We start from the raw sequence: 25,335 nt of genomic DNA, 5'->3' as shown, positions 1-25,335 counted from the left end.
CCATCCTTGCCCTTCTAAGTCAATCGTCATTATTTTTAGAAGCTGTAACGCTGACGCAGCACATCCCGGGCCGGGGGTCCATGCGGGCCCGCAGCCCTTCGGTGTCCCCGATGAGGCCTTCCAACAGTGCCAGGTTCATGCCGCAGATCAGCGCGGGGTGCCGCTCCGAGAGGACGTGGAACGGGCAGTTGACCAGGCGAAGGACGGCGCCGTCCGCGTCTGTGCGCGGCTCGTAGCCGCGTGCGGACAGGACGGCCCGCACCGCGTCGAGGTCCTCGATCGGTCCGGCGGCGGCCCGCGCGGCCCGTCCCTCCCGTGCGGCAGCGGCCCGCAGCTCGACATCCAGCCGGGCGCCGTCCGCCACCTCGGCCAGCAGGTCGGCGGCGGTGCGGTAGTCCCGGGCGGGGACCGAGACGTGGTGTTCGGCGCCGGACCGGCGATAGAGCTTCGCCGGCCGCCCGGCGCCCGGGCCCGAACGCCCGGTGAGTCGTCGGCTCTCGGTGGCGAGCAGTCCGGCATCGACGAGCTTGTCGAGGTGGAACGCGGCGAGCGTGCGGCCGATCCCGGCGCCCTCGGCTGCCTCGTTCCGGCTCACGTCGTGGTCCTGGGCGACCACGTACTCGTACAACTGCCGCCGGACGGGATCCTGCAGCACCACGATCGCCTCGATGTCCTCCACCACAGCATTCTAAGAACAACGCGAACCTTCCTTAGAAGCCTGGTGCCTTCATTTCGGCATCGACTGGCGGTAGAGTACGAGCGGGTGAGTTGAGTTGGGCGAGAACCGACCGGACGCGCAGCCGGTAGTGGTCCCCGATTTCCAGGGCAGGCAAGCTCTCGACGCATGGCTGAGTGGTCACGATGCGGGGTTGCTCCTGCAGGGACCTGATCCTGACAGTCCACATCCGCTGTTGAATGGGCTGGTCGTGGCCCAGCTGCCGGCCGCGGGAACCCGATTGACCCGGTGGGAGGCGGTGACCGTCTGGGTGACCGATGCCGGCGACCCGAGTGGTGTCCGTGAGCCACGCCGCCCACTCCCGACCTGCCTGGAAGAGGCTGCCGCGCCCCAGCCCGATGCGGAGTAGTCCGGCCAGGCGGCCGAACAGAGCATTGAAAGGCTGTTGGTTATCCACCATCCTGGGAGTTAGTTGAAACTTCATACTCTGCTGAGGTGGACGCATGCGGCGCTTCCGGGTGAGCTCCACGAGGTCCAGACTGGCCACGATCGCCGTACTCGCCGGCCTGGCAGGCACTGCCATCTCGCCGACGAACGCCGCGGCCCAACCCGACGCCGCGCCGATCGCGCCGGAACTCGCCGCCCTGGTCGACGCCGCGGACGAGGGTGAGCCGGTACAGGCGCTGCTGATGTTGCCCAACGTCACCGAGCACGACGGCGGCTACGACGTCGTCATCGACACCCTGCGCGAGCACGCGGCCGAGAGCCAGGCCGAGGTCGTGCGGCACCTGGAAGCCCGCGACGACCTCACCGTGCTGAACCGCCTCTGGCTCACCAACATGCTCGTCGTCGAGTTCCCGGCCCGCGCCGAAGCCCTCGCGGCGCTCGCCGACATTCCGGGTGTCGACCACCTGATCCCCAACTTCGAGCTGACCCTGCCGGACGTGAAGGAATCCGCGGACGTCCGCGCGCAGGGGCTCACCTGGGGTGTGGACAAGATCGAGGCCGCGCGGGTCTGGCGGGACCTCGGCGTCACCGGCGCCGACGCGAAGGTCGCGGTGCTGGACACCGGTGTGGCGATCGACCACCCGGACCTGGCCGACAAGATGGCCACCACCAACCCCCGCGACCCGAGGCACCCCGGCGGCTGGGCGGAGTTCGACGTCAGCGGCGGACGAGTCGACTCCTTGCCCCGGGACTCGGCCGAGCACGGCACGCACGTGACCGGCACCGTGGTCGGCGGCGACACCTCCGGCACCGCGATCGGCGTCGCGCCCGACGCGGAGTACATGCATGGCCTGGTCATCCCCAACGGGCGCGGTACGTTCGCGCAGATCGCCGCCGGTATGCAGTGGGCCGTCGCGCCGACCGACATCAATGGCGAACCAGCCGGCTCACCTCCCGATGTGGTGTCGATGTCGTTGGGCGCCAACGGTCTTCTCGAGGAGATGATCGCGCCGACGCAGGCCATCCGGGCCGCGGGCATCGTTCCGGTCATCGCCATCGGGAACAACTGCGGCACGGCCGGTACCGCCAGTCCCGGGAACGTCTACGAGGCGATCGCCGTCGGTGCCACGGACTCCTCGGACAACGTGGCCTCGTTCTCCTGCGGCGGCGTGGTTCGCAAGGACCAGTGGACCGAACCGCCCGCGGAGTGGCCGGAGGAGTGGGTCAAGCCGAACATCTCCGCGCCGGGGGTGGATGTGTACTCGGCCAACCCGGGCGGCGGCCACAGCACGTTCTCCGGTACCTCGATGGCCACCCCACACACTGCCGGCACGGCCGCGCTGATGCGCTCCGCCGCGCCCGGCCTGTCCGTCGACGCCCTGTTCGCCGCGCTCGCCGACACGTCGTTCTGGGACGACCGCAACTCGCCGGACCGGCCGGACACCCGGTTCGGGCACGGTCGGATCAACGCCTACGAGGCCACCGCCCGGGTCGCGGTGCGCTCCGGGATCACCGGGACGGTCACCGCGGGAGCGTCGGGTGACCCGGTCGGTGACGCGAAAGTCGTCGTCCTGCCGGGCAATCGCACAGTGACCACGGATGCGGACGGCACCTTCAGCACCCGCCTCGAGCCGGGCGCGTACGAGGTGGTCGTGTCCGCGTTCGGTTTCGAGGCCGCCACCGTGTCCGACGTGGTTGTCGGGGAGAACTCCTTCACGCCGGTGGCCGTCCCGCTCCAGGACGTCCCGAGTGGACAGTTGATCGGCACGGTGGTGTTCGCCGAGTCCGGCCACGGCGTGCCCGGGGCGACCATCAGCCTCCTCGACGTGCCCCGGAACGTCTCCGCGACCACCGGCGCGGACGGGCGCTACACGATCCCGCTCGTTCCGGCGGGCACCTACTCCGTCGAGGTCATTCACCCGTCCTTCACCGCACCGCGCCCGAGCCAGGTCACCATCACGGTGGACGCGGCGACCGAGGCGAATTTCACCTTGCGCCAGAGACCGCCGTCGGTGGCCGTCGTGTCCACTCCGGAGTCGTACGCCCAGGAGTACGTTGACCACGTGTTCACGCCCGCCGGCGTCCCAGCGACCACCTACTCCTACAGCGAACTCGAGCAGGCCGCCCGGCACCCCGTTGTGCTGATTGGGTACAACAGCGGGGGAGGCTACGACCAGGCCCGGTTCCAGGCGATGCTGGACGCCACCGACGCGAGCGGCGCCGGTGTGCTCTTCCTCGACCACCCGACCGGCCACCCCAACGGGCTCCGTCAGCTGTCCACGCACACCGGTCAACCCGAGGAAACCTGGTCTACGGCGGGCTGGATCGACGGGGAGGACCTCCGCTACGAGGTCACCGCGCAGCACCCGATCTTCGGCGACCGGCAGGTCGGTGACCACGTGATGCTGGCCCCGGTCGACTCGGACCTACCCAAGTGGGCGGCCTGGTTCGGTGGCTACGAAGGCGACGGCAGGCGGATCATCGGCGCGTTGGGCCGCAACAGCGGTGTCATCGGCGGTGGCGTCGCCGTCGACCAACGCGCCAACAACCGACACGTGCTGCTGTCCATGCACGGCGCCGACCCCGCCGCCTGGACGGCCGACGCGAAAGAGATCTTCGACAACGCGATCGAGTGGGTCGCACCCGAACCGCCGGTGAACGCGCCGCATTTCACCCCCTACGAGCTGACCGTCAGCCAGGACACCGTCGAGGTCGGCGAGCCGGTCTCCGTGGCGGTGCGGGTGAAGAACGTCGGCAGTTCGCCAGGCACCTACGACGCCGAGCTGAAGGTCGGCGACTCGACGTTCGCGGTCACCCCGGTGCGCCTGGCCCCAGGCGCGTCGACCACGGTGAGCTGGACGATCACTCCTGATGCCGTCCGCACCTACCTGATCTCCGTCGAGCACCTCGCGACCTCGTTCCGGGTCCGAACACCAGCCGCCACCGGGACGCGGTAAACGGAGCGGATGACCCGATGACCAGGGAGATCGTGTCCGGCGTCGCCGACGGCGCGATGACCTGGCGCACGGTAGCATCACCCCGGACGTACGCCGACTACGTCAACCCGCGGGGTGGAGGCGATGGGGCGGTTCGACTTCGGGACGGCTTCGATGCTCGGCCTCGTGGTGGCCGGGTGGGTCGCCGTGGCCGGGTGTGGCTCGGACTCCGGGGACTCGCCGGCGGGTGAGTCGGTGACCTCGCCGTTGTCGACCTCGGTGGAGGTACCACCGGTCGCGCGGCCGTTGGACGTGGGGACGTTCGTCGGCGACCCGTGCGCACTTCTCGACGAGTTCCAGCGGCGTGAGCTGGGGCTGCCGCGCACCCAGGCAAGGGAAGCCACATGTGACCTGCGTGCCGACGGCGAGACCGCGGACTCGTCGACCTACCTGCGGCTCGTGATCTTCGAGGATGTCGGGCTGACCGGCCAGTACGCGCAGTGTGGCACTGTGGACTGTTCCCAGTGGAGTGTCGATCAGGTGGACGGCTACCCGGTCATCCGGGCCCCGGACGAGATGATCGCCGAGTACGGGTCGTGCAAGATCTTCCTGGGGGTGGCCGACGACGCGTCGGTCGCGGTCATCGACGTCGTCGTCGATCCTTCGGCAGGCGGGCCGGACTGCGAGCGGGCTGACCGGGTGGCGGGCATGGTGCTCGCAACGCTGCGATGACCGAGGACGCTTCTGGTCGAGCGGTCAGCTCTTCAGGCCGGGGAACTGGTCGTCTCGCCATTCGTTGCTCGGTTGCCGGCCGTCTCGCCGTTCCTGCTCGCGTTTCCGGAGCTCGATGCGGCGGATCTTGCCGGAGATCGTCTTCGGCAGATCACGGAACTCGATCCGGCGCACCCGCTGGTAGGGGGAGAGGCGCTCTCGGGCGTGCCGCAGGATCGACAGCGCGGTCTCCTCCGTCGGCTCCTGCCCGGGCGCCAGGGCGATGTACGCCTTGGGCACGGCCAACCGGACCGAGTCCGGTGCCGGAACCACCGCCGCCTCGGCGACCGCCGGATGCTCGATGAGGACCGACTCGAGTTCGAACGGGCTGATCTTGTAGTCGCTCGCCTTGAAGACGTCGTCGGTGCGGCCGACATAGGTGACGTAGCCCTCGGCGTCGCGACTGGCCACATCGCCGGTGTGGTAGTAGTCGCCGCTCATCGCGTCGGCGTTGCGTTCGAGGTCGTCGCGGTAGCCGGTCATGAGCGGCAGCGGACGCGTCGACAGGTCGAGGCACAGCTCGCCTTCCCCTGCTCCGGTGACCGGGCGACCGGTGGTCTGGTCGACGAGGACCACCGGAACCCCCGGCAGCGGCCGCCCCATCGAGCCGGGCCGGACCGCGGCGCCCGGAGTGTTGCCCACCTGGGCGGTGGTCTCGGTCTGACCGAACCCGTCGCGCACCGTCAGGCCCCACGCCCGCCGGACCTGCTCGATGACCTCGGGGTTGAGCGGCTCTCCGGCGGCGATCGCCTCCCGCAGCACCTCCGGGCGCTCGCCGAGCTCGGCGGTGATCAGCATTCGCCAGACGGTCGGTGGAGCACAGAACGAGGTGACCCTCCTACGGTGCAGCTGATCCAGCAACGCCGCCGCGTCGAAGCGCCGGTAGTCGAGGACGACGACTGTCGCTTCGGCGATCCACGGTGCGAAGAAGCAGGACCACGCGTGCTTGGCCCATCCCGGCGAGGAGAGGTTCAGGTGCACGTCGCCCGGCCGCAGGCCCAGCCAGTACATCGTGGACAGATGGCCGACCGGGTAGGAGACCTGCGTGTGCTCGACCAGCTTGGGGCGTGACGTCGTACCGGAGGTGAAGTACAGCAGCAGCGGATCGTGCGGCGCCGTGCCCGGGTGCGCGACGCCGGTGGGGGCCAGTTCGGCGGCTGTCCGCAGGTTCGCCCAGCCCTCGGTCGCACCGACGCTGATCCGCGTGTAGTCGCCGGGCACCTGGTCGACGCTCTCGGTGTCCGCGGCGTCGCAGATCACGTGCCGGACGCGGCCACGGACGATCCGGTCCTCGAGGTCCGCTGGTCCCACGGCGGTGGTGGTCGGCACGATCACCGCGCCGAGCTTCATGATGGCCAGCATCGCTTCCCACAGCTCGACCTGGTTGCCGAGCATCAGCAGTACCGGGTCGCCGCGGCGGACGCCGTGCATGGACAGCCACGACGCCAAACAATCCGAGGCACGGGACATCTCCGCGAAGGTACGTTCGGTCGCGGACCCGTCCTCGGCCACGACGACGAGTGCCGGACGGTCGTTGCCGTCCGCGATGGCGTCGAACCAGTCCACCGCCCAGTTGAACCGCGTACCGAGCTCCGGCCACCGGAACTCGGCCACGGCGCGGGCGTGCTCGCCACGCAGTCGCAGCAGCTGGTCCCGGCTCTGCCGGTACGCGTCAGTGGCGTTCACGAGCTGTTCTCCTCGAGTGGGCGGGACAGGACAGGCACGGGTCCGGTCAGCGAAGCGCGGACCCGTCCGTCGGTTCCAGGCGGACAGTGGACTCGGTCCTGCCGACGAGCGCGGAGAAGGTGTCGACCACGGCGGCGCACCGGGGATGCCGGTGCACGGCCGCCAGGACGCGTTCGCGGTCGTCGGCGTCCTCGAACCGTCGGATCCAGACGAACGAGTCCTCGTCGTCGATCACGGTGAACGTCCCCACGACGTTCATCCCCATCTCGCGGTGCAGCGGAACGACGGTCTCGTCCATGTAGCTGGCCAGTCCGGCGCCGCAGCCGGGCCTGGCGTACTCCGTGCGGATCTCGTAGAACATCCTCACTCCTCCTTCGCGGTGGTCGTCAGCGCGGCGGCGAGTGCGTAGACGTCCGGCGAGCCTTCCCACGGAGCGGTGCGTACCACCGCCCAATGGGTGATCAGCCAGCGTCCGCCGAGCTTGCGGAGCCGGAGCTGCCAGTAGCCGCGCATCGTGCAGTGGTCGACGACACCGGGGTCCGCCGGGACGTGGTGATACGCGATCATGTGCGTGCGGCATTCGGCCTCGTCGCCGGACAGCCGCACGGCGAGGTTCGAGGCGGCGTGGTGGGTGCAGTCGAAGCCGGTCAACGTGCCGCGGGCCAGCTCGACCAGGTCGCCCGCGGGCACGGTCGTCGGGGGGCGTCCGAAGTGGTGGGTCGACAGGTCCAGCAGCACCTCGTCGGCGAACAGTCGCCGCAGGCCGGCCCAGTCCCGGTCGTCCTGGGCGTGGGCGAGGCCGGCGACGACATCGGCGACAGCCGTCCGGTCCACCAACTCCTGCAGTGCGCTCATGCCCACGCCTCCGTCCGTTCGATCAGCGGCAGGACAAGGCGACTGGGGTGGGCCGGTCCGTGGTGGACCCGGTTCACCGCGACGGCCAGGTCGTCCTCGCCCTCGGTCGCGATCGGCCCGCCTGTGTTGGTGTTGCGGTCGTAGCGGGGGAAGTTGCTGCTGGAGACCTCGAGTCTGATGCGGTGCCCGGGCAGGAAGACGTTCGAGGTGACGCACAGGTCGATACTCAGCTCGCAGACAGTCCCGGGGGTGAGGGGCGCCGCTTCGATGAGTGACTCGCGGTACCGGGCGCGCCGAATCCCCTCGCACAGCAGGATCGCTCTCCCGTCGGGATGCACGTCGACGAGCTTGCCGGTGAAGTCGGTGTCCGGTGCCGAGGACGAGACGTGCAGTACCAGGCTGACGTGGCCGGTGATCTCGACGGGACGGTCGAGGACGGCGGTGGTGAAGCACAGCACGTCCTCGCGGGTTTCGACCGCCGCCTGGTCGGCGGGTCCGGGATAGGCGCCGGGCGCGGCGGCGAGCACGGTGCCGCCCAGGGTGGGAACCGGCCGGCGCGGGTCGTAGCGGAAGGTGTCCACGGCCGTCTCCGACGGGACGTCGCGCGTCAGTACGCCGCCGCCGGCGGCGCTGTTGGCGTGGCCGGTCCCGTCCAGGAAGAAGTCGGTGTAGCGGGTGTCGGGCAGCGGCCAGTCCATCTCGTCGCGCCACCGGTCGATACCCATGACGAAGATCCGGACCCGGTTGCCGTCGTCGGGGGTGTCCGCCCGGCCGCGGACCCAGCGGTCGAAGAACCGCAGGTGCGCCCCGGTGACGTCGACGGCCTTGATGCTGCCGTCGAGCCCGAAGGACCGGTCGGGGAAGGTGCCGAGGTCGGTGCCGTCGGCGTGCGACCAGGGCCCGATGAGCAGCCGCTGGCCCTCGCGGGCGGCGGCGCTGCCACCGTGGCGGCGCATCGTGGTGTAGGACCGCACGGTCTCGCCGATGAACACGTCGTACCAGCCGCCCACCTGGAACGCCGGAACGGTGATGTCGGCGCACCGGTCGATCGCCGCGACGTCCTGCCAGAACGCGTCCCGTTCCGGATGGTCGAGCACCTCGCCCACCCAGGGCAGGGAGCGGGTCAGGGCGCCGCGGTCGGCGACCGGCAGCGGGTCGTGCAGCAGCCGCGGGTCCGACAGTCCCGCGAGAAGGGCTTGGGCGTCGGCCGGATCACCGGCGAGGTCGCGGCGCAGGTTGCGCAGTGCCGAGAGTGTGCCCCAGGTCAGGACGGCGTCCTGCGACAACGCGCCGCCGGGGGAGTACCACGGTGCCCCGTACGGGTCGGCGGAACTCATCACCGGCGCGATCGCCCGCAGTGCCGGTGCGCCGGAGGCGGCAGCCTGCCACTGCGCGAATCCCATGTAGGACCCGCCCCACATGCCGACCGCGCCGTCGCACCACGGCTGCGCGGCGAGCCACAGGAGGGTGTCGACGCCGTCACGACCCTCGTGCACGTGCGGTTCGAACGCTCCCGGGGAGCGGGAGGTCCCGCGGACGTCCTGTGCCACCACCGCATATCCGGCCTCGACGAAGGCGAACACGTCCGGCAACTTCGGATTGCAGTACGTTCCGGCGTCGTCCTTGCCGTACGGGGTGCGGACCAGCAGCACGGGAAACGGTCCCGGCCCCGCCGGCCGCCACACGTTGGTGGCGAGCGCGACACCGTCGTGCATCGGCACCGGCACGTCCACCTCCACTGTGAACGTCATGCCGTGACCCGGTTCGGCCCGTGGTGCCGCGGCTCCTGGGTGATCATCCAGTGACTGAACGCGGCGTAGTGGTGCGCGAACTCCTGCGGCGTGCGGGAGTGTTCGACCGCCGCCGACAGCCGCGAGACCCTGGCGTACTGCGGGATCTGGCTGGCCTCGTAGGCGGCCAGCGCGGCGGGCACGTCGGCGGCGGTGGTGAGCAGGTAGCTGAGCAGGACGGCGTCCTCGATGCCGAGCGTCGCGCCGGCGGTGATGTGCGGCGACATCGCGTGCGCCGCGTCACCGGCGAGCGCGACCCGCCCGGAAACCCAGTGGGGCAGCGGTGGCACGAGCATGATCTGGTTGTGCAGGATCTGCTCCTCCGGCGTCGCGGCGATCAGCTCGGCCAGGACCGGATTCGGCGCTCCCTGCTCGAGATACTGGGCCCGGTGCAGGGCTTGCTGCTTCCGGCTGCCGGTCAACGCGGGTGACCTGAACTGGTTAACCAGCCAGTAGACGAACCCGTCGTGGGTCCGTACGTACCCGCCTCGGCAGCCGTGGGTGCCCAGGATCAGTCGATCCTCCGACACGGCGATGCCGGGGGCCGGTATGACCGCGCGCCAGACCTGGTGGCCGGGGTGTTCCTGCGCCTCGGCGCCCGGCACCAGCTGCGCGCGCACCGCCGAGTACGTCCCGTCCGCCCCGACGAGTAGGTCGGCGTTCTCGGCGCTGCCGTCGGACAGCCGAACGGTGACCTGGTCGTGGTGTTCCTCGTAGGTCTGGAACGCGGTGGCCAGGCGGATGTTCTCTCGCCCCACGGCGTCGGCGAGCAGGTCGTTCAGCTTCGCCCGGTGCACCAGTAGGTACTGGTGGTCCTCGACACCGAACTCCGGGGTTTCCAGCAGCCGCCCGGCCGGGTCGTGGAAGTACATCTCGCTGGGTTTGCCATTGGCCCGCACCTGCTCGCCGATGCCGAGCTCGTCGAACACCGCCAGGGCGTTGGCCCAGAGTCCCAGTCCCGCCCCGGCGGCGCGGATCTCCGGCGCGCGCTCGCAGATCATCACGTCGATCCCCGCCCGGCGCAGCGCGAGCCCGCTCGTCAGGCCCACGATTCCGCCACCGATCACCACAGCCCGCATCAGTTCTCCTCCTGTCGGTGCCGACGGTAGGGAACCGCGGCCGATTCACACCAGTGCAACGTCGGTACAGGGTCATTTCAGATGTGATAATCCGGAGGTGGACCACGTCGATCTGAACCTCATCGAGGCGCTGGACGTGCTGCTCACCGAGAGCAGCGTGACGAAGGCGGCGGCACGCCTGAACACCTCCGCGCCGGCGATGAGCCGAACCCTGGCTCGGTTGCGACGCGCCTTCGACGACCCGCTCCTCGTGCGGGCCGGACGCGATCTCGTGCCCACTCCCCGGGCCCTCGAGCTGCGCGGCGAGGTGCACGCTGTCGCCGCCCGGGCGCGGGCCCTGTTCGCGCCGTCGAACACCGCCGACCCGCGGACCGCGGTACGCATGTTCGACCTGCAGGTCACCGACATGCTCGCCACCACGTTCATCCCCTCGCTCATCGACGACCTGCGGATCGAGGCTCCCGGCATCTCCCTGCGCCTGCGGCCGGAGAGCATCGAGGACACCCCGGCGCTGCGCGAAGGGCTGGTGGACCTGGAGATCGGGATCATCCGCCCCGGTGAGCCGGAGATCCGCTCGACGACCCTCGTCACCGAGACCCTGGTCGGCGCGGTGCGGCCGGACCATCCCCTGGCCAGGACGAAGACCGTGAGTCCACAGCGGTTCGCCGCGGCCGACCACATCGTCATGTCGCGACGCGGCCGAGTCCACGGCCCGATCGACGAGCGGCTCGGCGACCTGGGCCTGCGCCGGCGGGTGGTCGCCGTGGTCCCCACCTTCGCGAGCGCGCTGTTCCTGGCTCGCGAAACCGACGTCGTCTGCGTCGCACCGGCCAGGCTGGGCCGGCCGATGTTGGACACGCTCGGGTTGCGCACGTTCCCGATCCCCCTGGCGCTACCGTCCCTGGCGATCGGCATGGCGTGGCACCCGCGCAACCACAACGACCGCACGCACCAGTTGCTGCGCGAGCGCACCCGCCACATCATGGCCGCCGCGGCCGACCAGGGGTGAGCCCGCGCCGATTACCTCCCGCGAAAACACAGGTTGACGAACTTGCAATTGCTGTCAACCGGTGGCTTCTCTAGCGTTTTCCGCATGAGTTCGCGGAATCCCCGGTACGGTCCCTCCGCTCCTCCCGACGCCGGTGGCGACCCATGATCGACTGGTTACGGCTGGCCGAGTCGCTCATCGCGTCACCGTGGCTGTACGCGGTGCTCGTCGTGGTGTCCTGCTTGGACTCGTTCCTCCCGCTGATCCCGAGCGAGGCTGTCGTGATCGTCGCCGGTGTCTACGCCGCCACCGGGCAGACCGACATCGTCCTCGTCATCGCCGCCACCGCGTTCGGCGCCTTCCTGGGAGACCTCATCCCCTACGCGGTCGGACGCCTGCTCGGGGTACGAGTCCTCAGGCGATTGCCACCCGGCACCAAACGGCGAGCGGCGCACGACTGGTTCACCCGCGAGCTCGACGTCCGCGGCGGCTTCATCCTCGTGACCACCCGGTTCATCCCGTTCGGACGCTACCTGGCCACCTTGTCCACGGGGCTGGTCGGCTACCCGCTGGGCAAGTACATGATGTTCGTCGGGTTCGCCACCGCCGCGTGGAGCGCGTACACCGCCCTCTCGGGATATCTCGGCGGTGTCGTGTTCCAGGAGAACACGCTGCTCGCGATCGCCGTCGGCGTCGGTCTCGCGTTCGTGGTGACCGGTGTCATCGAGGTGGTCCGGCACCTCCGCCGTCGCCGCGGCGGGGTCGCGGCCGACACGGCCGTCGACTGACGATCACGGCTCACACAGCACGCACCCACGGGAGATCATCCATGGTGGAGGGACGAGGCCGGGTGGACGCACTGTTCGTCTATCCGGTCAAAGGGCTCAGCGCGCAGCCGCTGGACCGTGTCGCGCTCCGACCGGGCACGGGGTTTCCGAACGACCGCAGGTTCGCCTTCGCCCGGCCGGACGGCAGGTACCGGCCCGGCACGCGTGTGGGGCTGCCGAAGCAGGAGTTCTTCGCGCTGGTGTCGGACCCCCGCCTCGCCGGACTCGACACCCATGTGGACACCGGGACCGATGTTCTCACCGTGCGAGTCGCGGGTCACGACGTGCTGAAGGCCGACCTGGGCACCGAGGAAGGCCGCGACGAGGCGATGCGGTTCCTCACGCCCGTCCTCGACCTGCCCGCGGGCGTCACGCCTGTGCTCGCACGGGAACCGGGTAGGCGCTTCACCGACGCGGCGGCGGCGGGGGACGGGCCGATGAACTGGGTCTCGGTGGTCAGCCTGGCCTCGATCCGAGACCTGGAGGCGCGCACCGGCACCGTCGTCGACCCGCTCCGGTTCCGGGCCAACGTCGTCGTCGACGGACTGCCGGCGTGGTCCGAAATGGACGCGGTCGGTCGGGAGCTCGACCTCGGTGGGGTGCGCGTGCGGGCCGTGCACAGAACCAGGCGCTGCGCCGCGACCGAGGTCGGTCCGGGAACCGGCCGTCGCGACCTGGCGGTGGTGAGCATGATCCACCGGACCTACGGACACCAGTTCATGGGAATCTACGTGGAAGTCCTGACTGCCGGGACCTTGGCGAAGGGCAGTGCGGTCGGTGTCTGAGCTTCGGCTGCGGGTCAGCGCGGCGGGCGAACTCACCCCTACCGTCCGCCGGTTCGTTCTGCGGGACCCGGCCGGGTCCCGGCTACCGGCGTATGAGCCCGGTGCGCACGTCGTGGTGTCCACTCCGGCCGGGCACAGGCGCGCCTACAGCCTCGTCGAGCCGGGCGGCGCCCAGCCCCGGGAGTACGTCCTGTGCGTGCGTCGCGACACCGACGGCCGGGGTGGTTCGGTGAGCATGCACGACGACGTGGCGGTGGGCACCACGCTCGTGGTCTCCGCGCCGGCCAACAGGTTCCCTCTGGCACCCTCGCCTCGGTACCTGTTCATCGCCGGGGGCATCGGCATCACCCCGATCCGGGCGATGGTGCGCCGGTTGCGTGCCGCGGGCCGCGCTGGTGTGCGGCTGCTCTACCTGACGCGGTCCGCCGCGGAAACCCCGTTCCTGGAGGAGTTCGCCGGTCCGGAGGACACCGTGCACCACAGCGGCGGCCGGGGACGGCTCGACCTGTGGCCCTACCTCGGCGTTCCGGACGACGACGTGCGCATCTACTGTTGTGGCCCCCCGGCACTCGTGCGGGCGGTGCGGACGCTGACGGCGCACTGGCGCCTCAGCCGGATTCACCTGGAGGAGTTCGCGGCCGGCCACCGGCAACTGTCCTCGCCGTTCACGGCGGTCTGGGCCCCGGACGGGCGACGGGTGGGGGTTCCCGCACACCTCTCGCTGCTCGCCGCGCTGCGCGGCGAAGGCGTTCGCGTTGGTTCGTCCTGCGAAGCCGGCGTGTGCGGCACGTGTCGCGTCGCGGTCCTCGACGGCGAGGTCGAGCACGCCGACTCCGTGCTGACCGAGAGCGAGCGTGTCGCCAGTATGGTGGCCTGCGTGTCGCGGGCCAGGTCGACCGAACTCGTCGTCGGCCCCTACCAGGACGAGGAACTCGCGTGAGCGTCCACGAGCTGAATGCTGAGCGCGGAACCACCACGGACGTGTTCGACCGCGGTGCGGTGCCGGTGCTGACGGTGGAGCCCGGTGACACGGTCGTCGTGCGATCCCTCGACGCGCACGGATACCTCGAACGGCAGCAGTCGCCGGGGGAGCGGCGGCCCACCATGTTCGACGAACGGCGCGGCCACTGCCTCACCGGCCCGATCGAGGTGCGCGGTGCGGACGTGGGGGACGTGCTCGCGGTGCACATCCGCTCGGCCAGCCCGGGTGACTGGGGTTGGACGAACGCGGGGGCGAAGGACAACGCGTTGAACCGCACGCTGGGTCTGCGGGGAGCACCTTCATCGCTCCTCTGGGAGATCGACGCCGCCGGGGGAACCGCCACCAGCGACCGCGGCCACACCGTGCGAATCGCGCCATTCCTCGGCGTGATCGGCATGCCACCGGACGAACCGGGTCAACACTCCACCATCCCGCCACGGGCCGTCGGCGGCGGAAACATCGACTGCCGCGACCTGACCGCCGGGACGACGTTGTTCCTGCCGGTCACCGTCCCCGGCGCACTGCTGCACCTCGGCGACGGCCACGCCGCCCAGGGCGACGGCGAGGTGTGCGGCACCGCGATCGAATGTCCGATGACGACGGTCGTGACGCTCGACATCGCCACCGAGGCCCCGGTTCCCGGCCTGCACGCCACCACCCCCGGCGGGCGCGTCACCTTCGGGTTCGACGCCGACCTGAACATGGCGATGGCGCACGCGCTCACCGCGATGGTGACGTGGATGCAGAGTCTGCACGACCTGGACCGGGGGACGGCCGCGGCGCTCGCCAGCCTGGTCGTGGACCTGCGCATCACCCAGGTCGTGAACGAGACGTGGGGAGTGCATGCCGTCCTCGCGGACGGCGCGATCACCTGAGTCACGCGGCCGCGGTATGGGCTATGGCCTTGACCGTCCCGTCGCCCACGCCCAGGCGGCGATGCCGACGCGGTTGTTGACTCCGAGTTTGCGCTGCACGTTCGCGAGGTGGTTCTTCACCGTCCCGGGGCTGATGAACAGGTTCGTGGCGATCTCGGCGTTGGTGCGGCCTTCGGCGACCAGGCGGACGACCTCCAGTTCCCGTCCGCTCAACGGGTCACGTTCCGGTGGGGGAGGGGCGGCGGGGATCATCCGCTTGAGCAACCGGACGGTGATCTGCGGGCTGATGAGGGTGTCCCCGGCCATCGCCGCGCGGACCGCCTCGACCAGCAGTGTCGGACCCGAGCGTTTCAACAGGTATCCGCAGGCCCCGTCGCGCAGCGCGGTGTGGACGTACTCGTCGAGGTCGAAGGTGGTGACCACGATGACGCGCATCGGGTCGGCCACTCCCGGGCCGGCCAGCTTCCGGGTGAGTTCCAGCCCGTCCAGACCGGGCATGCGGATGTCGGCGAGCACCACGTCGGGCTTGAGGTGCCGGGCCTGGGCGAGTGCGCTCTCGCCGTCGGCGGCCTCCGCCACCACGGTGAGGTCGGGCTGGGCGTCCAGGACCATCCGGAAGGCCCCGCGGATGCCTTCCTGGTCGTCGGCGATCAGGATGCGGATCATCGGCCGTCCAGGGGGATGCGTGCGGAAAGGGACCAGCCGCGGGGTTCCCGAGGGCCGGCGCTGAGCGTCCCGCCCACGGACGCCAGGCGCTCGGCGAGGCCGGGCAGGCCGAGTCCGGCGTGCGCCCGGCCGCTCGGTCGTGTCTCGTCGGTGCCGTCGTCGGCGACGGTGACGCGCAGGTCCCGTCCTTCCACCGCGACCGTGACGTCCACCGTGGAGGCCGAAGGTGCGTGGCGGCGGACGTTGGTGAGTGCCTCCACCACGATGCGGTAGGCCACGGCGGCGGCTTCCCGGGGGACCTCGGTGGTGGTCGGGTCGAGCCGGACGCCCATGCCGCCCTGGGAGAAGCGGGCGACCAGTTCTGGCAGGTCGGCGAGGACGCCGACGGGCGTGCGAGCCGCCCCGCCGGAGTCCCGGAGCATGTGGACGGTGCGGTCCATGGACGCCAACGCGCGCAGCCCCGCGGCCTCGATGCGCTCGAAGGTCTCGGTGAGCCGGGGATCGTCGCCGGCGAGGACCATGCGCGACGCCTGGGCCTGGGCGACTATCTCGCTCACGTCGTGGGCGACGAAGTCGTGCAGGTCGGATGCCAGGTCGACGCGCTGTGCACGACGAGCCTCGGCGACGGCCCGTTCCCGCCGCTCGTCCATGAGCCGCGGGTACCAGGCGACCAGGCCGGCGACGACGCCGGGGATCAGCCAGACGAGACTTCCGGCGATCGCCTCCACGACCGCCTCGGCCGGCAGGTACCGCTGCACGGTCATGGCCAGGGCGAGCACGGCGGCTCCGCCGCCGGTCAGCGCGGACCTCGGGGGCGCCCAGCGGAACGCCAGGTACACGTAGACGGCCAGGCCGGCCGGTTCGAGCAGGAACCACAGGACCGGGCCCTCACTCGAACCGCCGGGCCGTAGGACCAGGTAGGCCACGGTGACCGCGGCGGACAGACCTGCGGCGGCCCCGGCCGCCCAGGGCGAAGCGGCCCGCGTCCTCGGCCAGAGGGCGAGCAGGACGGCCAGCCCGAGCCAGAGCGTGACCGGCGTGACGATGCCGATGGGCGGAGCCGGGACCAGCAGCGTCCCCGCCGCGAGAGCGAGCACGCCGCAGGCGGCCAGCACGCGGCGGAGGCACATGATCACGAGCCTAGGTGGCGCCCCTGGATCCCCGCGATATGCCGATCGGCATATCGACGCCCGCGTGGCACCCGAGGATGCGCCGGTCGGCACATGTGCCGCCGCACGCCCGCTGACCAGGCTGTGAGCATGCGAAAGTACATCGAATACCTCACCGCGGGCTTCTCGTTCCTGTACGGCCTCGCGGGTCTCTACTGGGCGATCACCGGCCGGGCCTACCCCTTCGGGGTCGGCGATCCCCTCATGGTCGACGAAGGCCCCGACGCGATCGACGCGAACCTGCTGGGACTGTCGACGCCCGAGGTGGCCGGGCCGATCATCGCCGTCCTGGGGTTCCTCGGCGGGATCGTCGCGCTGCTGATGGCGCGCGGCGTCGGCCGGGGCGGGTGGCGTTACGCCCTGTTGGTGCCCGCGTGCCTCTACGCCGTCGTTCTGATGTTCGTGATCCAGGACTACCGTCCGCTGGTCATCGTGGCATACACGCCGATTCTCGCGGTCAGCAAGACCTTCTTCGGCTTTCCGCCGGACGCGGGATGGGGCGACCTGATCCAGTGGCCGGGCGCGAACCTGACGTTGCTGTTGCTGGCCGGTATCGGGTGGGCGTGGACCGCGATGCGGTACGGCCGTCGTGGCGGAGAGCTGGACCTCGTCCGCTTCGGCAGGCCGGCCGTGATCGTCGCCGTCGTCGTCCCGCTCGTCTACTGCGTGACCCGGTGGGCGTGGGCGCTCGGCTGGAGCGTGGGTCTGGAGGAGCAGATGTACCGCGAGGGTGTGGAGAGCGGTCTGTGGCTGGGCGGCGCGGCGCTGGCGACTCTCGGGGCGGGCGGTGCGCTGCTGACCGTCGGTCTCCTGCGGCCGTGGGGTGAGCGCTTCCCGCGCTGGATGGTCGGCCTGGCCGGGAAGCGCGTGCCGATCAACCTCGCGGTGGTCCCGGCGACGATCGTCGCGGTCCTGGTGACCTCGGCCGGCGTGATGTACATCCGGCTCGCCGTCGCGACCGGCGTCGAGGGCAAGTGGGTGACCAACATGCCCGAGACCCTCTGGCCGCTCTGGGGCCTGGGACTGTTCGTGGCCGCGCTCGCCTACCGCCAGCGGCGGCTCGCCACCGAGAAGACCGCCGGGGGCAGCGCGCCGGGTGCTGCGGGTGTTGGCGGTACTCCGGCCGCACACGCCAAACCGGCAGGCTCTTCTGTGCGATGAGCCTGCCGGTGGCAAGTAGTCGGGTCCCAGGTGAGGCCTGGGACCTGACTCAGATGGGGGTGACGCCGGTTGCCTGCGGGCCCTTCTGGCCCTGGCCCACGTCGAACTGCACGCGCTGGTTCTCCTCGAGGGACTTGAAGCCACCGCCCGAGATCTCCGAGTAGTGCACGAACACGTCGGCACCGCCGTCGTCGGGGGCGATGAAGCCAAAGCCCTTTTCCGAGTTGAACCACTTCACAACGCCCTGAGCCATAGTTGTCTCCTCAACAGGTGGGGTACGGACCGTCGTTGTCGACGAGCCGGGTTGTCTGCGACGACCGCTTCGACCAACCTGGAGAAACGAACGCCCGCAACAAGTCTCGCGAGCGCGTTGAACACGAACACAAAACTAAACGACCTCCTTCAGACTACATGACCTCGGTGGCTGCGTCTCCCCAGGCCCCACCCCGCACCGACCGAACCGGCACTGACCAGGCCCTCCGGCCCTGTGCGTCCCTGCGTCACCGATGTCGACGTCGATCGTGGACAGGGTGCACCCCGTTGAGGGAGAGACCGGCCACGACAGTGGCACGCCGCCGTGTCAGCGCGTAGCGCAGGGCCGGCTGGTCCCACGTGGTACGGGGCCTGGTCACAGCGGGTCAGTCTGGCGGTCCTGGGTGTCACCGTTAGTGATCCCACCAGCCGTGTCGTTCGTGCTGGATCGCTGGTGGCTTCTCGCCTTTCGCTGGCGTTCGCCGCCGTCGCCTCACTGATCGGACCTCCCGAACGGGAAGTCTGTCCGCGGCGGCTGCTGTTTGCCGGTGACGCAGCAGGAGCAACGGTTGCTGAGCCGGTGCTTGCCAGAAATTCGTTCATGTCCGACGTCGAGGTGCCGATCGAAGACCTGGTGGTCAACATGTCAGGAGGTCGGGATGCGGCTGACGATCCGGTTGCGAGTGCTGGGTGGCGCGGTGGTGGGCGTGGGCGCGCTCGCGGCGATGCTCGGTGTCGCGGCGTATGCGAACAGCGTTCAGGCGCAGGGGACGGCATCACTCGCGACGGTCAGCGCGGCGATGAGTGAGCAGTGGAACGCGGACATGATGCACGACGGTCTCCGCGCCGACGTCATGGCGGCGTTGAACGCCAGCACCGACGAGCAGCGTGCCACGTACGGCGTCGCCGAGGTGTCTGACCACGTCGAAGCCATGATTCAACACTTCGACGCCGCGGCGGGGATGGCGCCGGCCGGCCTCCGGCAGCAGTTCACCGACCTGCGTCCCTCCCTCGTCGGGTACACCGAGCTGGCCGAGCGGCTCGTGACGACGGCGCAAACCGACCACTCCGCCGCCCAGGCCGGGGTCTCCTCGTTCATGACCCTGTTCTCCCAGCTGGAAGACCAGATGGGCACGCTCGACGACAACCTGTCGAAGGCGGTCGAACAGCAAAAACAGCTCGCCGACGATGCGGGGCTGTCCGGGCTGTGGTGGATCATCGCGTGTGGGATTGCCGCCGCTGCCGCGTTCATCGGGTTCTCGATGTGGACCTACCGGGCCATCCACCGTCCGATGATGGGCATGGTGCGCGGCCTGCGCGCGGTGGCCGCGAAGGACCTCACTTACCAGGTGGAGATCATCCGCGAGGACGAGTTCGGCGAGATGGCGCGGGCGCTCAACGGCGCGACCGGGTCGATCCGGACTGTCCTCGCCGACATGGGCGACCGCGCGTCCGCCCTGACCGCAGCCGGCACCGAACTCGACTCGGTGTCCGACCGACTGGGCGCGGCGACCAAGGAGACCCTGAACCGCACGAACGCCGCCACCACCTCCGCCGGGCGGGTCAAGGAGGCCGTGACGCGGATCGCGGAGGTGTTGAGCCAGATCAGCGAGTCAGCGCGAAGCGTCGCGAGCGCCAGCTCCACTGCGGTGCTGTCGACCACCGGGGCGATCAGGGCGGCGGAGGACAGCGCCGCGGGGGTGGAGCGCCTGCGCGCGGCCGGCCTGGAGATCGGCCATATCGTCGGGGCGATCACCTCGGTCGCAGAACAGACCAACCTCCTCGCGCTCAACGCCACCATCGAGGCCGCGCGCGCCGGCGACGCGGGCAAGGGGTTCGCCGTGGTCGCCGGCGAGGTCAAGGACCTCGCTCAGGAGACGGCCAAGGCCACCGACAACGTCAAGACCAAGATCGGCCTCATCCAGCAGGTGACCAGCGAGACGGTCACCGCGATCGACAGCATCAACGCGGTCATCCGCCAGATCAACGACGACCAGCAACGCATCGTGGCCGCCGTCGAGGAACAGTCCATCATGACCGAGGGCATCTCCACCCACGTCGACGAGGTGAGCGGCACGTCGGCTGGCATCGAGAACTCCCTGGCCCAGATCTCCACCTCGGCCACGTCAACCGACGAAGGCGCCGCCGCGACCCAACAGTCCGGCGCGAACCTGGCGGCGACCGCCCGCCAGATCAACGAACTCATCAGCGCCTTCACCTACTGACTCGGGAGCCGAGCGGCCGAGACCGGCCAAGGAGGCGGTCGAGCGGCGCCGAGACGTCGCCCCTTCGCGGAGCGCGTGGGCCTACCGCCGCGACCCTGTCCGGGGTCGGCACAAGCCGGGCGGGGAGCTGGCTTCGCAGCGGTTGGCGGTGATGGTGTTGCCGGTGCCGGGCACCACAACCATGATGTCGTAGGGAAGATTGTCACGCAGGAGGTTGTGGCGGATCTGGTTGTCGATCGGCTGGTTGGGAAAGCCGTACAGTGACCCGTCGTTCACGACGATTCCCCCGCCCCACGAGTGAGGCGTCCCGGGGGCGCCCGTGTTGGCCTCGATTCGGTTGTGGTCCACAGTGATCTCCTTGGTGCCGCCGAGGTACACGCCGATTCCCGTCACCGGACCGGATGCGCTCTCGCACAGCCGGTTGTTCGCGGTGATCCGGTTCGCGGTGACCCGCCAGTGCGCCACGGCGTCCTCGGCCGGGTGGGTAGGGATGAAACCGATGCCGATGCAGCTTCCCTCCACCTGGTTGCCGGTGATGATGCCGTATGAGGCGGTACGCACGTAGATCCCGAAGGTCACGTTGTCGTACATCCGGTTTCCGGTGACGGTGCTACGTGCCTCGGGAGACTCGCCGATGTAGAGCCCCGCGGACTGTCCACCATGGAGCGTGCTGCCCGTCACGGTGTTGTCCGAGGACCGGAGGATGAGAATCCCGTACGCGGTGCCACCGGTGGCGTCCACGCGCTCAATCCGGGTGCGCCGGCCGTGCAGCACCATGATCCCGGTCGACGGGAACCGTCCCACGGTCAGGCCCCGGATGGTGACGTCGGCTACCTCGACGGTCTGTCCGGTGTCCGCGTCCGTTTCCCCGCTGACGCAGACGCCGACGGGGTTGGGTTGCTCGGCCGGCACGCAGCCGGCGGGTGTCGGAACGGCCGGTGCCTCCAGCCTGGCGCCGAACCCGACCAGGGTCAGACCATTCGTGGTGATGGACAGGTTCTCCCGGTACGTGCCCGGTCGCAGGACCACCGTGTCGCCGGGCGCGGCGGCGTCGATGGCGGCCTGGACGGACTGGCCCGGCCACACGACGTGCACACGCCGCGCACCTGTTGCCGATGCCGCCCCGGGAGACGTCACCGCGATGATGGCGATGATGATCATCGCCAGGCGGGCCAGCGGTCTGGTGCTTCTCATGATGTGGCGATCCTCCGCGGCTGCCGCGACACGCGGCTCTCTGGTGGGGTCAGGAAGGGAAGCATGGGGCCGTTGTGGTCGAGCGCACCGCGCACCGCGAGCAGGACGCCCGCGGACCCGGTGGCCAGATCCATGGACAGTCGCATCAACTGGTCGCCCGGGAAAGCCACATGGTCCTGATAGGACACGATGTGCCAGGCGAGTCGCCTCAGGTGGCGGTTCAGTGCCGCGTCGTCGCCTCCTGCCGCCGTGAGGAAGGTGATCAGTCCGGCCCGCCCGTTGAACAGTCCGGAGCAGATCACCAGCTCCGCTTCCGCCGCACGCCGGATGCGGGACAACGCGGTGGCGAGGTCGGGCCGCTCCCGGTGGCGGAGGAGCTCCCGCAGTACCAGCCCGACACCCACGCTGCCGGTCTCGACGTAGGGCATCGCCCGCCAGCCCTCGTCCAGCTGGAGGCTCCCGTCGCCCACCTCCACACACCGGTCGAGGTCGCGCCGCAGTGCCGCCTCCGCCAGGTCAAGAAACCGCTGGTCGTCGGTGGCCTCGAAGAGCCGCACGAACAGGAGCGCCGCTCCGGAGGGCCCGTGCAGCAAACCGGCGCGCTGCGTCCCGGTCGTGGCGGCCGGTGCGAGCGGGAGCCCCAGCCGCCCGGCCAACTCCGTACCGAGGTCGACCGCCTGGTCGAGCAGCGACGAGTCTCCGGTGCGGAGAGCGAAGTGCAGCAGGTTGAGCCCGACTCCGGCCAGCCCGGCGAACAAGCTCGCCGGCAGCGCGTCCCTCGGCGCGAGCATCGCCCTGTCCAGCACGGCGAGCGCGTCGTCGTCGCGGCCCAGCCCGGACAGCACGTAGGCGACGCCGTGCAGCCCGGTGTAGAAGCCGACCTGCCCGTCGCACCGTCCCTGTCGGACGGAGTTCAGCAGCCAGTCCTCGTATTCGGGGAACCTGCCGAAGCCCGCCGCGGCGAGCGCGTGCAGCACACCGGCCGCCCCATAGGCCATGCCGATGCCGGTATGGCTGAACTGCGCGATGTCCCCGGGGAACAGCCGGTCGGTCCGCGTCGGCGTGGCACTGGCCAGGATGCCGTCCCGCATGGAGCGGCACAGCACCGGCCAGTCCGGGGTACCGGCGTCGACGTCGGCGGCGAGCTCGGCGGCGCGGCTCCGCTTGCGTGGACCTGCACCGCCGCGGTCCCGCGTGGTCTCGATGATCTCGGTGGCGTAGGACTCGGGGAGTCCGAAGCGCCGCACGACCGAGTCGGCGAGCATCGCCGCCTTGTCCCGGTCCAACGGGAACAACGTGGTCAGTGGCAGGAACATGCTCAGACGCAGGCAGGCCAGCGCGTAGCGGTCGGCATCGCCACCGGCGCGTCCGTCGGGTGCCACATAACCCGGCGCGCCGAGCGCCGGCCGCTCCTCGTCGGTGAGGTAGGAAGCCATCTCGAGGTCGATGAACCGGACCCCGCCGTCGGGCCGCAGCAGGATGTTGTGCGGGTGGAGGTCGCCGAACGCGATCCCGTTGTCGTGCATGACCCGGACGCAGCGGCTCACCTTGTCCAGCACGCCCAGCGCCCACGCGGCGTACTCCCGGACGTGCCCGTCGTCGGTCCCCGCGCGGATCAGGGGGATGCGTTCGACCATCTCCCGGCCGACGGACCGTCCCTCGATGTACTCCTCGACCAGGAAGTGGTGCTCCCAGCAGACCAGATGCTCGTACAGCTCGGGGACGACACCGGTGTTCGCCAGCTTCTTCAGGAAGTCCCGCTCACGCAGGAGGCGCTGCACGGCATCGGTCCCGTCCTGGTCGAGCCCGGCGTATGGTGGGGCTTCCTTGAGCACGACCTCCCGACCGCTGCGGCTGTCGACGGCCAGGTAGACGCCGCCGCCGTTCGAGAAGTGCAGTGACCTGACGATTCGGAACGGGAACCGCGTCGCGGCTCCCTGGTTCGTCCGGGCTTCGATGCTGGTGGCCACCACCTCGGGGATGTCGACCCATGACGGTGGGGTGAAGCTTGCCCGGCGCTGATCGGGAACGAGCCGACCGTCCGGGGTGGCAATGGCCAGCACCAGCTCCCCGTTGTCTGACCGACAGAATCGCTCGGCGAAGCCTCCGTAGCGGACGTAGAGCGGCCCTGAACCCCATCGGATGTCGCTGAGGACGTACGGTCCCTTCGATCCGTCCAGCACCGCACCGAGCTCCCGCAGGATGGTTCCGAGCTGGTCGACGTCCTGCGGATAGATGGCGACGAACTTGCCACTGCCGGCCCGATCGGCGTATTTGCTGTTGCGCAGGAGAAGATCTACCGGACTGGCGAGGAATTTGAACGTGACACCGCGAGGAACGCAGTAGTCCCACACCTCGCGGAGCACGTCCCGCGCATTGTCGAGGGTGGCCGAGGCGTGAACCTTCCAGCCCTGGGCCGGCAGTGAGGCCGCAGGCGGCCGCAGGAACGTCCAGGTTCCCTTGCGAGACGCCGTCCAGCCCGCTGGCACCGTGAGATCAGCCAGGTAGTCCCTGGCGGCGGCGTCCGCGATTTCCCGTGGAGAATCGTAGAAGAGCGGGTCGGTGAGGCAGAACTCCAGGTACCGCATGTCCACTCGGTGACACCGCCGATCAGCTGGGTCTGTCCAGGTGGCGAACCGGCAGGTGGGGCCCACCGGTTCACCTGGCGTTGATGGTCGTCAGCCGCACACGGTGAGGCTCAGGCAGCTGATGCACAGGCCGGCGCTGGCCGAGCTGAACACCGACGGAGCCTCGGGATGCGTCTCGGAACTGTCGTCAAGCGCTTGGAGGTCGAGGATGTGGTTCATGAGTCACCTCCCTTCTGACGGGCGTGGTGATACCAGGCGCGAGCCTACGAGCGGCTGTCACGTTGCCGTTGGTCCGATTGGCTGGATTTCGACCATGACAACCGTCATCAGGACAAGCCGGTGTCCGCAGGCTGGATGGCTGATTTCGACGACCCAGTTAAGGTCTCGCCCATGCCCAACCGACCTCGTGGGAACGATGACATCGAGAAGCTGCTCGTCCATCCGCCCTTCTGGCTGATCTACGCGCTCGAGTGGCCGCAGGCGGCTTCGGAGGCACCGATGGCCGAGGCGGCATTCGCCGTCGCTCCTCACTCCGTGCCCAGCGTTGGGATACCACAGCATGTGGAGGACGTCGTAGGCTTTACTCGGTTGTACAACAAGGAACATCCCGCTCACAGGGCTGTGTGGTTCACCGATGTGACCCGCTGGTTGGACACCAAGGATCAATCATGGGCCAGCCTGGGCGTCGACTGGGAACGAGCGCTGCTCGAGATTCCAGAACTGCCGATACTCGGCCTCTACCTGACGATCAGTCGGCGGGCGTACTCCCACCTGGGCAGTGCGGCGAAGCGCCACACCATCTTCTACTCGGACGGAAGTCGCGAGGATCTCGGCGAAGAGGAACGTGACGCCGTCCACGATGCGCTTGAGCGCACATTGAACAGGGACTGGCCGTCGTACGTACGAGAGATGCTCACCAGCGGCCGACTCACCATCGGCTGATCTACGTGGTCGGTCGGCCGAAGACCGGGTGAGACCGCACAAGCGTACGAGCTCGCGTTCATGCCGCACGGGGAGAACGTGATCCTCGTCCTCGCCGACGGGGTGGTCGAACGCGTCATCCTCAAGGACGTCGCCGAGGAGGTCGTGATGATGGACCCTGCGACGCCGCGGCGCTGTGCCTGCCGTTCGCATGAGGGTGACTTTCGCGCACCGCCTACACCCGAACGTGGGTCCACCGTGTCAGGGCGTAGCCCGCAGGTTCTCCTGCCAGCGGAGCGGGTCTGGCTTGCTGAGAATCCGGTGTGAATTTCGGGATCGGGGCACGATCTCGGCTGGCTCGGTGTTGTAGGTGGTAGAGGGCATGGATCGTGCCCCGCGCGGTGAGACCGAAACAGTTTTTTGCCGGGCACTCCACTATGTTTCGAGGGATCCGCATGCGCA

Annotated in this window: 22 protein-coding genes and 1 pseudogene; 11 read left to right on the top strand and 12 right to left on the bottom strand. The window is 69.8% G+C overall.

The annotated features are described in order from the left end of the window. Positions 1–19 precede the first annotated feature (19 nt). Positions 20–679 carry a helix-turn-helix transcriptional regulator gene (locus BU204_RS25370; protein WP_075128306.1) on the bottom strand — a complete coding sequence of 220 codons (660 nt, stop codon included), beginning with the start codon at positions 677–679 and terminating at the stop codon, positions 20–22. 500 nt (positions 680–1,179) lie between these two features. On the opposite strand from BU204_RS25370, the gene BU204_RS25360 reads away from it, so the two are divergent. Beyond that, positions 1,180–4,080 (top strand): S8 family serine peptidase, encoded by a 2,901-nt coding sequence (locus tag BU204_RS25360; protein WP_075128258.1) that lies wholly within the window; start codon positions 1,180–1,182, stop codon positions 4,078–4,080. Positions 4,081–4,203: 123 nt separating this feature from the next. Beyond that, a complete protein-coding gene (locus tag BU204_RS25355; RefSeq protein ID WP_075128257.1) occupies positions 4,204–4,791 on the top strand; it encodes a DUF3558 domain-containing protein in 588 nt (195 codons plus the stop codon). Positions 4,792–4,815: 24 nt separating this feature from the next. Here the strand turns inward: BU204_RS25355 and BU204_RS25350 are convergent, their stop codons facing one another. The 5 genes from BU204_RS25350 to BU204_RS25330 are packed head-to-tail and all read right to left on the bottom strand — an operon-like array spanning position 4,816 to position 10,240. Continuing rightward, entirely contained in the window at positions 4,816–6,516 is a 1,701-nt protein-coding gene (locus tag BU204_RS25350; protein ID WP_075128256.1) for an AMP-binding protein, read from the bottom strand. 46 nt (positions 6,517–6,562) lie between these two features. Then, positions 6,563–6,877 (bottom strand): NIPSNAP family protein, encoded by a 315-nt coding sequence (locus tag BU204_RS25345; RefSeq protein ID WP_075128255.1) that lies wholly within the window; start codon positions 6,875–6,877, stop codon positions 6,563–6,565. A gap of 2 nt (positions 6,878–6,879) precedes the next feature. Beyond that, the gene (locus BU204_RS25340) at positions 6,880–7,371 is read right to left on the bottom strand and encodes a nuclear transport factor 2 family protein (protein ID WP_075128305.1); all 492 of its coding nucleotides are present in this window, start codon (positions 7,369–7,371) and stop codon (positions 6,880–6,882) included. After that, on the bottom strand, positions 7,368–9,122 hold the full coding sequence (locus tag BU204_RS25335; RefSeq protein ID WP_075128254.1) for a CocE/NonD family hydrolase: 1,755 nt from the start codon (positions 9,120–9,122) through the stop codon (positions 7,368–7,370). The genes BU204_RS25340 and BU204_RS25335 overlap by 4 nt, the downstream gene beginning before the upstream one ends. Next, positions 9,119–10,240 carry an FAD-dependent monooxygenase gene (locus BU204_RS25330; protein WP_075128253.1) on the bottom strand — a complete coding sequence of 374 codons (1,122 nt, stop codon included), beginning with the start codon at positions 10,238–10,240 and terminating at the stop codon, positions 9,119–9,121. Before BU204_RS25330 ends, BU204_RS25335 begins: the two co-directional genes overlap by 4 nt. 97 nt (positions 10,241–10,337) lie before the next feature. On the opposite strand from BU204_RS25330, the gene BU204_RS25325 reads away from it, so the two are divergent. The 5 genes from BU204_RS25325 (at position 10,338) to BU204_RS25305 (ending at position 14,697) form a co-directional block, all read left to right on the top strand. Then, positions 10,338–11,249 (top strand): LysR family transcriptional regulator, encoded by a 912-nt coding sequence (locus BU204_RS25325; RefSeq protein ID WP_075128252.1) that lies wholly within the window; start codon positions 10,338–10,340, stop codon positions 11,247–11,249. Between the two features lie 143 nt (positions 11,250–11,392). Further along, positions 11,393–12,016, top strand: a complete 624-nt coding sequence (locus tag BU204_RS25320) for a DedA family protein (RefSeq protein WP_075128251.1) — start codon at positions 11,393–11,395, stop codon at positions 12,014–12,016. A 41-nt stretch (positions 12,017–12,057) separates the two neighbouring features. Next, entirely contained in the window at positions 12,058–12,840 is a 783-nt protein-coding gene (locus BU204_RS25315) for an MOSC domain-containing protein (protein ID WP_075128250.1), read from the top strand. Then, positions 12,833–13,780: a PDR/VanB family oxidoreductase gene (locus BU204_RS25310; protein WP_143229729.1), complete on the top strand. Its 948-nt coding sequence runs from the start codon at positions 12,833–12,835 to the stop codon at positions 13,778–13,780. Before BU204_RS25315 ends, BU204_RS25310 begins: the two co-directional genes overlap by 8 nt. Next, complete coding sequence (locus tag BU204_RS25305; protein WP_075128248.1) at positions 13,777–14,697, top strand: acetamidase/formamidase family protein; 921 nt, start codon at positions 13,777–13,779, stop codon at positions 14,695–14,697. Before BU204_RS25310 ends, BU204_RS25305 begins: the two co-directional genes overlap by 4 nt. A gap of 21 nt (positions 14,698–14,718) precedes the next feature. Here the strand turns inward: BU204_RS25305 and BU204_RS25300 are convergent, their stop codons facing one another. Together BU204_RS25300 and BU204_RS25295 are read right to left on the bottom strand one after the other, a co-directional pair. Next, a complete protein-coding gene (locus tag BU204_RS25300) occupies positions 14,719–15,363 on the bottom strand; it encodes a response regulator (protein WP_075128247.1) in 645 nt (214 codons plus the stop codon). Further along, positions 15,360–16,493, bottom strand: coding sequence for a sensor histidine kinase (locus BU204_RS25295; protein WP_143229728.1), 1,134 nt, complete (start codon positions 16,491–16,493; stop codon positions 15,360–15,362). Before BU204_RS25295 ends, BU204_RS25300 begins: the two co-directional genes overlap by 4 nt. A 129-nt stretch (positions 16,494–16,622) precedes the next feature. Here BU204_RS25295 and BU204_RS25290 point away from each other — a divergent pair, with 129 nt between their 5' ends. Continuing rightward, complete coding sequence (locus BU204_RS25290; RefSeq protein ID WP_075128246.1) at positions 16,623–17,693, top strand: hypothetical protein; 1,071 nt, start codon at positions 16,623–16,625, stop codon at positions 17,691–17,693. A 49-nt stretch (positions 17,694–17,742) separates the two neighbouring features. Here BU204_RS25290 and BU204_RS25285 read toward each other — a convergent pair whose 3' ends face one another. Next, positions 17,743–17,946 carry a cold-shock protein gene (locus BU204_RS25285; protein WP_075128245.1) on the bottom strand — a complete coding sequence of 68 codons (204 nt, stop codon included), beginning with the start codon at positions 17,944–17,946 and terminating at the stop codon, positions 17,743–17,745. Positions 17,947–18,604: 658 nt separating this feature from the next. Here BU204_RS25285 and BU204_RS25280 point away from each other — a divergent pair. Further along, positions 18,605–20,170, top strand: coding sequence for a methyl-accepting chemotaxis protein (locus tag BU204_RS25280; RefSeq protein ID WP_083661620.1), 1,566 nt, complete (start codon positions 18,605–18,607; stop codon positions 20,168–20,170). Positions 20,171–20,251: 81 nt separating this feature from the next. Here BU204_RS25280 and BU204_RS25275 read toward each other — a convergent pair whose 3' ends face one another. The 3 genes from BU204_RS25275 to BU204_RS39340 form a co-directional block, all read right to left on the bottom strand. After that, entirely contained in the window at positions 20,252–21,364 is a 1,113-nt protein-coding gene (locus tag BU204_RS25275) for a right-handed parallel beta-helix repeat-containing protein (protein WP_075128244.1), read from the bottom strand. Beyond that, positions 21,361–23,952 carry a class III lanthionine synthetase LanKC gene (gene lanKC, locus BU204_RS25270; protein WP_143229727.1) on the bottom strand — a complete coding sequence of 864 codons (2,592 nt, stop codon included), beginning with the start codon at positions 23,950–23,952 and terminating at the stop codon, positions 21,361–21,363. The genes BU204_RS25275 and lanKC overlap by 4 nt, the downstream gene beginning before the upstream one ends. Before the next feature lie 90 nt (positions 23,953–24,042). Then, positions 24,043–24,171, bottom strand: a complete 129-nt coding sequence (locus tag BU204_RS39340; RefSeq protein ID WP_143229726.1) for a SapB/AmfS family lanthipeptide — start codon at positions 24,169–24,171, stop codon at positions 24,043–24,045. 135 nt (positions 24,172–24,306) lie between these two features. On the opposite strand from BU204_RS39340, the gene BU204_RS25265 reads away from it, so the two are divergent. Further along, complete coding sequence (locus tag BU204_RS25265; protein WP_075128242.1) at positions 24,307–24,894, top strand: hypothetical protein; 588 nt, start codon at positions 24,307–24,309, stop codon at positions 24,892–24,894. Between the two features lie 51 nt (positions 24,895–24,945). After that, positions 24,946–25,200: pseudogene (locus tag BU204_RS42300) on the top strand (ferric iron reductase); the annotation flags it as partial. Between the last annotated feature and the right edge of the window lie 135 nt (positions 25,201–25,335).

Source organism: Actinophytocola xanthii (genome assembly GCF_001921205.1).
Classification (GTDB): Bacteria; Actinomycetota; Actinomycetes; order Mycobacteriales; family Pseudonocardiaceae; genus Actinophytocola; species Actinophytocola xanthii.
Note: the sequence above shows the minus strand (reverse complement) of the source record. Positions and strands in the feature narration are given on the sequence as shown.

What these genes read in the sequence shown, in the direction of transcription:
- lanKC (WP_143229727.1), bottom strand. Translation starts at nt 23,952, where the DNA reads ATGCGGTACCTGGAGTTCTGCCTCACCGACCCGCTCTTCTACGATTCT.
- BU204_RS39340 (WP_143229726.1), bottom strand. Translation starts at nt 24,171, where the DNA reads ATGAACCACATCCTCGACCTCCAAGCGCTTGACGACAGTTCCGAGACG.
- BU204_RS25290 (WP_075128246.1), top strand. Translation starts at nt 16,623, where the DNA reads ATGCGAAAGTACATCGAATACCTCACCGCGGGCTTCTCGTTCCTGTAC.
- BU204_RS25335 (WP_075128254.1), bottom strand. Translation starts at nt 9,122, where the DNA reads ATGACGTTCACAGTGGAGGTGGACGTGCCGGTGCCGATGCACGACGGT.
- BU204_RS25315 (WP_075128250.1), top strand. Translation starts at nt 12,058, where the DNA reads ATGGTGGAGGGACGAGGCCGGGTGGACGCACTGTTCGTCTATCCGGTC.
- BU204_RS25360 (WP_075128258.1), top strand. Translation starts at nt 1,180, where the DNA reads ATGCGGCGCTTCCGGGTGAGCTCCACGAGGTCCAGACTGGCCACGATC.
- BU204_RS25355 (WP_075128257.1), top strand. Translation starts at nt 4,204, where the DNA reads ATGGGGCGGTTCGACTTCGGGACGGCTTCGATGCTCGGCCTCGTGGTG.
- BU204_RS25295 (WP_143229728.1), bottom strand. Translation starts at nt 16,493, where the DNA reads ATGTGCCTCCGCCGCGTGCTGGCCGCCTGCGGCGTGCTCGCTCTCGCG.
- BU204_RS25340 (WP_075128305.1), bottom strand. Translation starts at nt 7,371, where the DNA reads ATGAGCGCACTGCAGGAGTTGGTGGACCGGACGGCTGTCGCCGATGTC.
- BU204_RS25285 (WP_075128245.1), bottom strand. Translation starts at nt 17,946, where the DNA reads ATGGCTCAGGGCGTTGTGAAGTGGTTCAACTCGGAAAAGGGCTTTGGC.
- BU204_RS25265 (WP_075128242.1), top strand. Translation starts at nt 24,307, where the DNA reads ATGGCTGATTTCGACGACCCAGTTAAGGTCTCGCCCATGCCCAACCGA.
- BU204_RS25275 (WP_075128244.1), bottom strand. Translation starts at nt 21,364, where the DNA reads ATGAGAAGCACCAGACCGCTGGCCCGCCTGGCGATGATCATCATCGCC.
- BU204_RS25330 (WP_075128253.1), bottom strand. Translation starts at nt 10,240, where the DNA reads ATGCGGGCTGTGGTGATCGGTGGCGGAATCGTGGGCCTGACGAGCGGG.
- BU204_RS25345 (WP_075128255.1), bottom strand. Translation starts at nt 6,877, where the DNA reads ATGTTCTACGAGATCCGCACGGAGTACGCCAGGCCCGGCTGCGGCGCC.
- BU204_RS25300 (WP_075128247.1), bottom strand. Translation starts at nt 15,363, where the DNA reads ATGATCCGCATCCTGATCGCCGACGACCAGGAAGGCATCCGCGGGGCC.
- BU204_RS25320 (WP_075128251.1), top strand. Translation starts at nt 11,393, where the DNA reads ATGATCGACTGGTTACGGCTGGCCGAGTCGCTCATCGCGTCACCGTGG.
- BU204_RS25280 (WP_083661620.1), top strand. Translation starts at nt 18,605, where the DNA reads ATGCGGCTGACGATCCGGTTGCGAGTGCTGGGTGGCGCGGTGGTGGGC.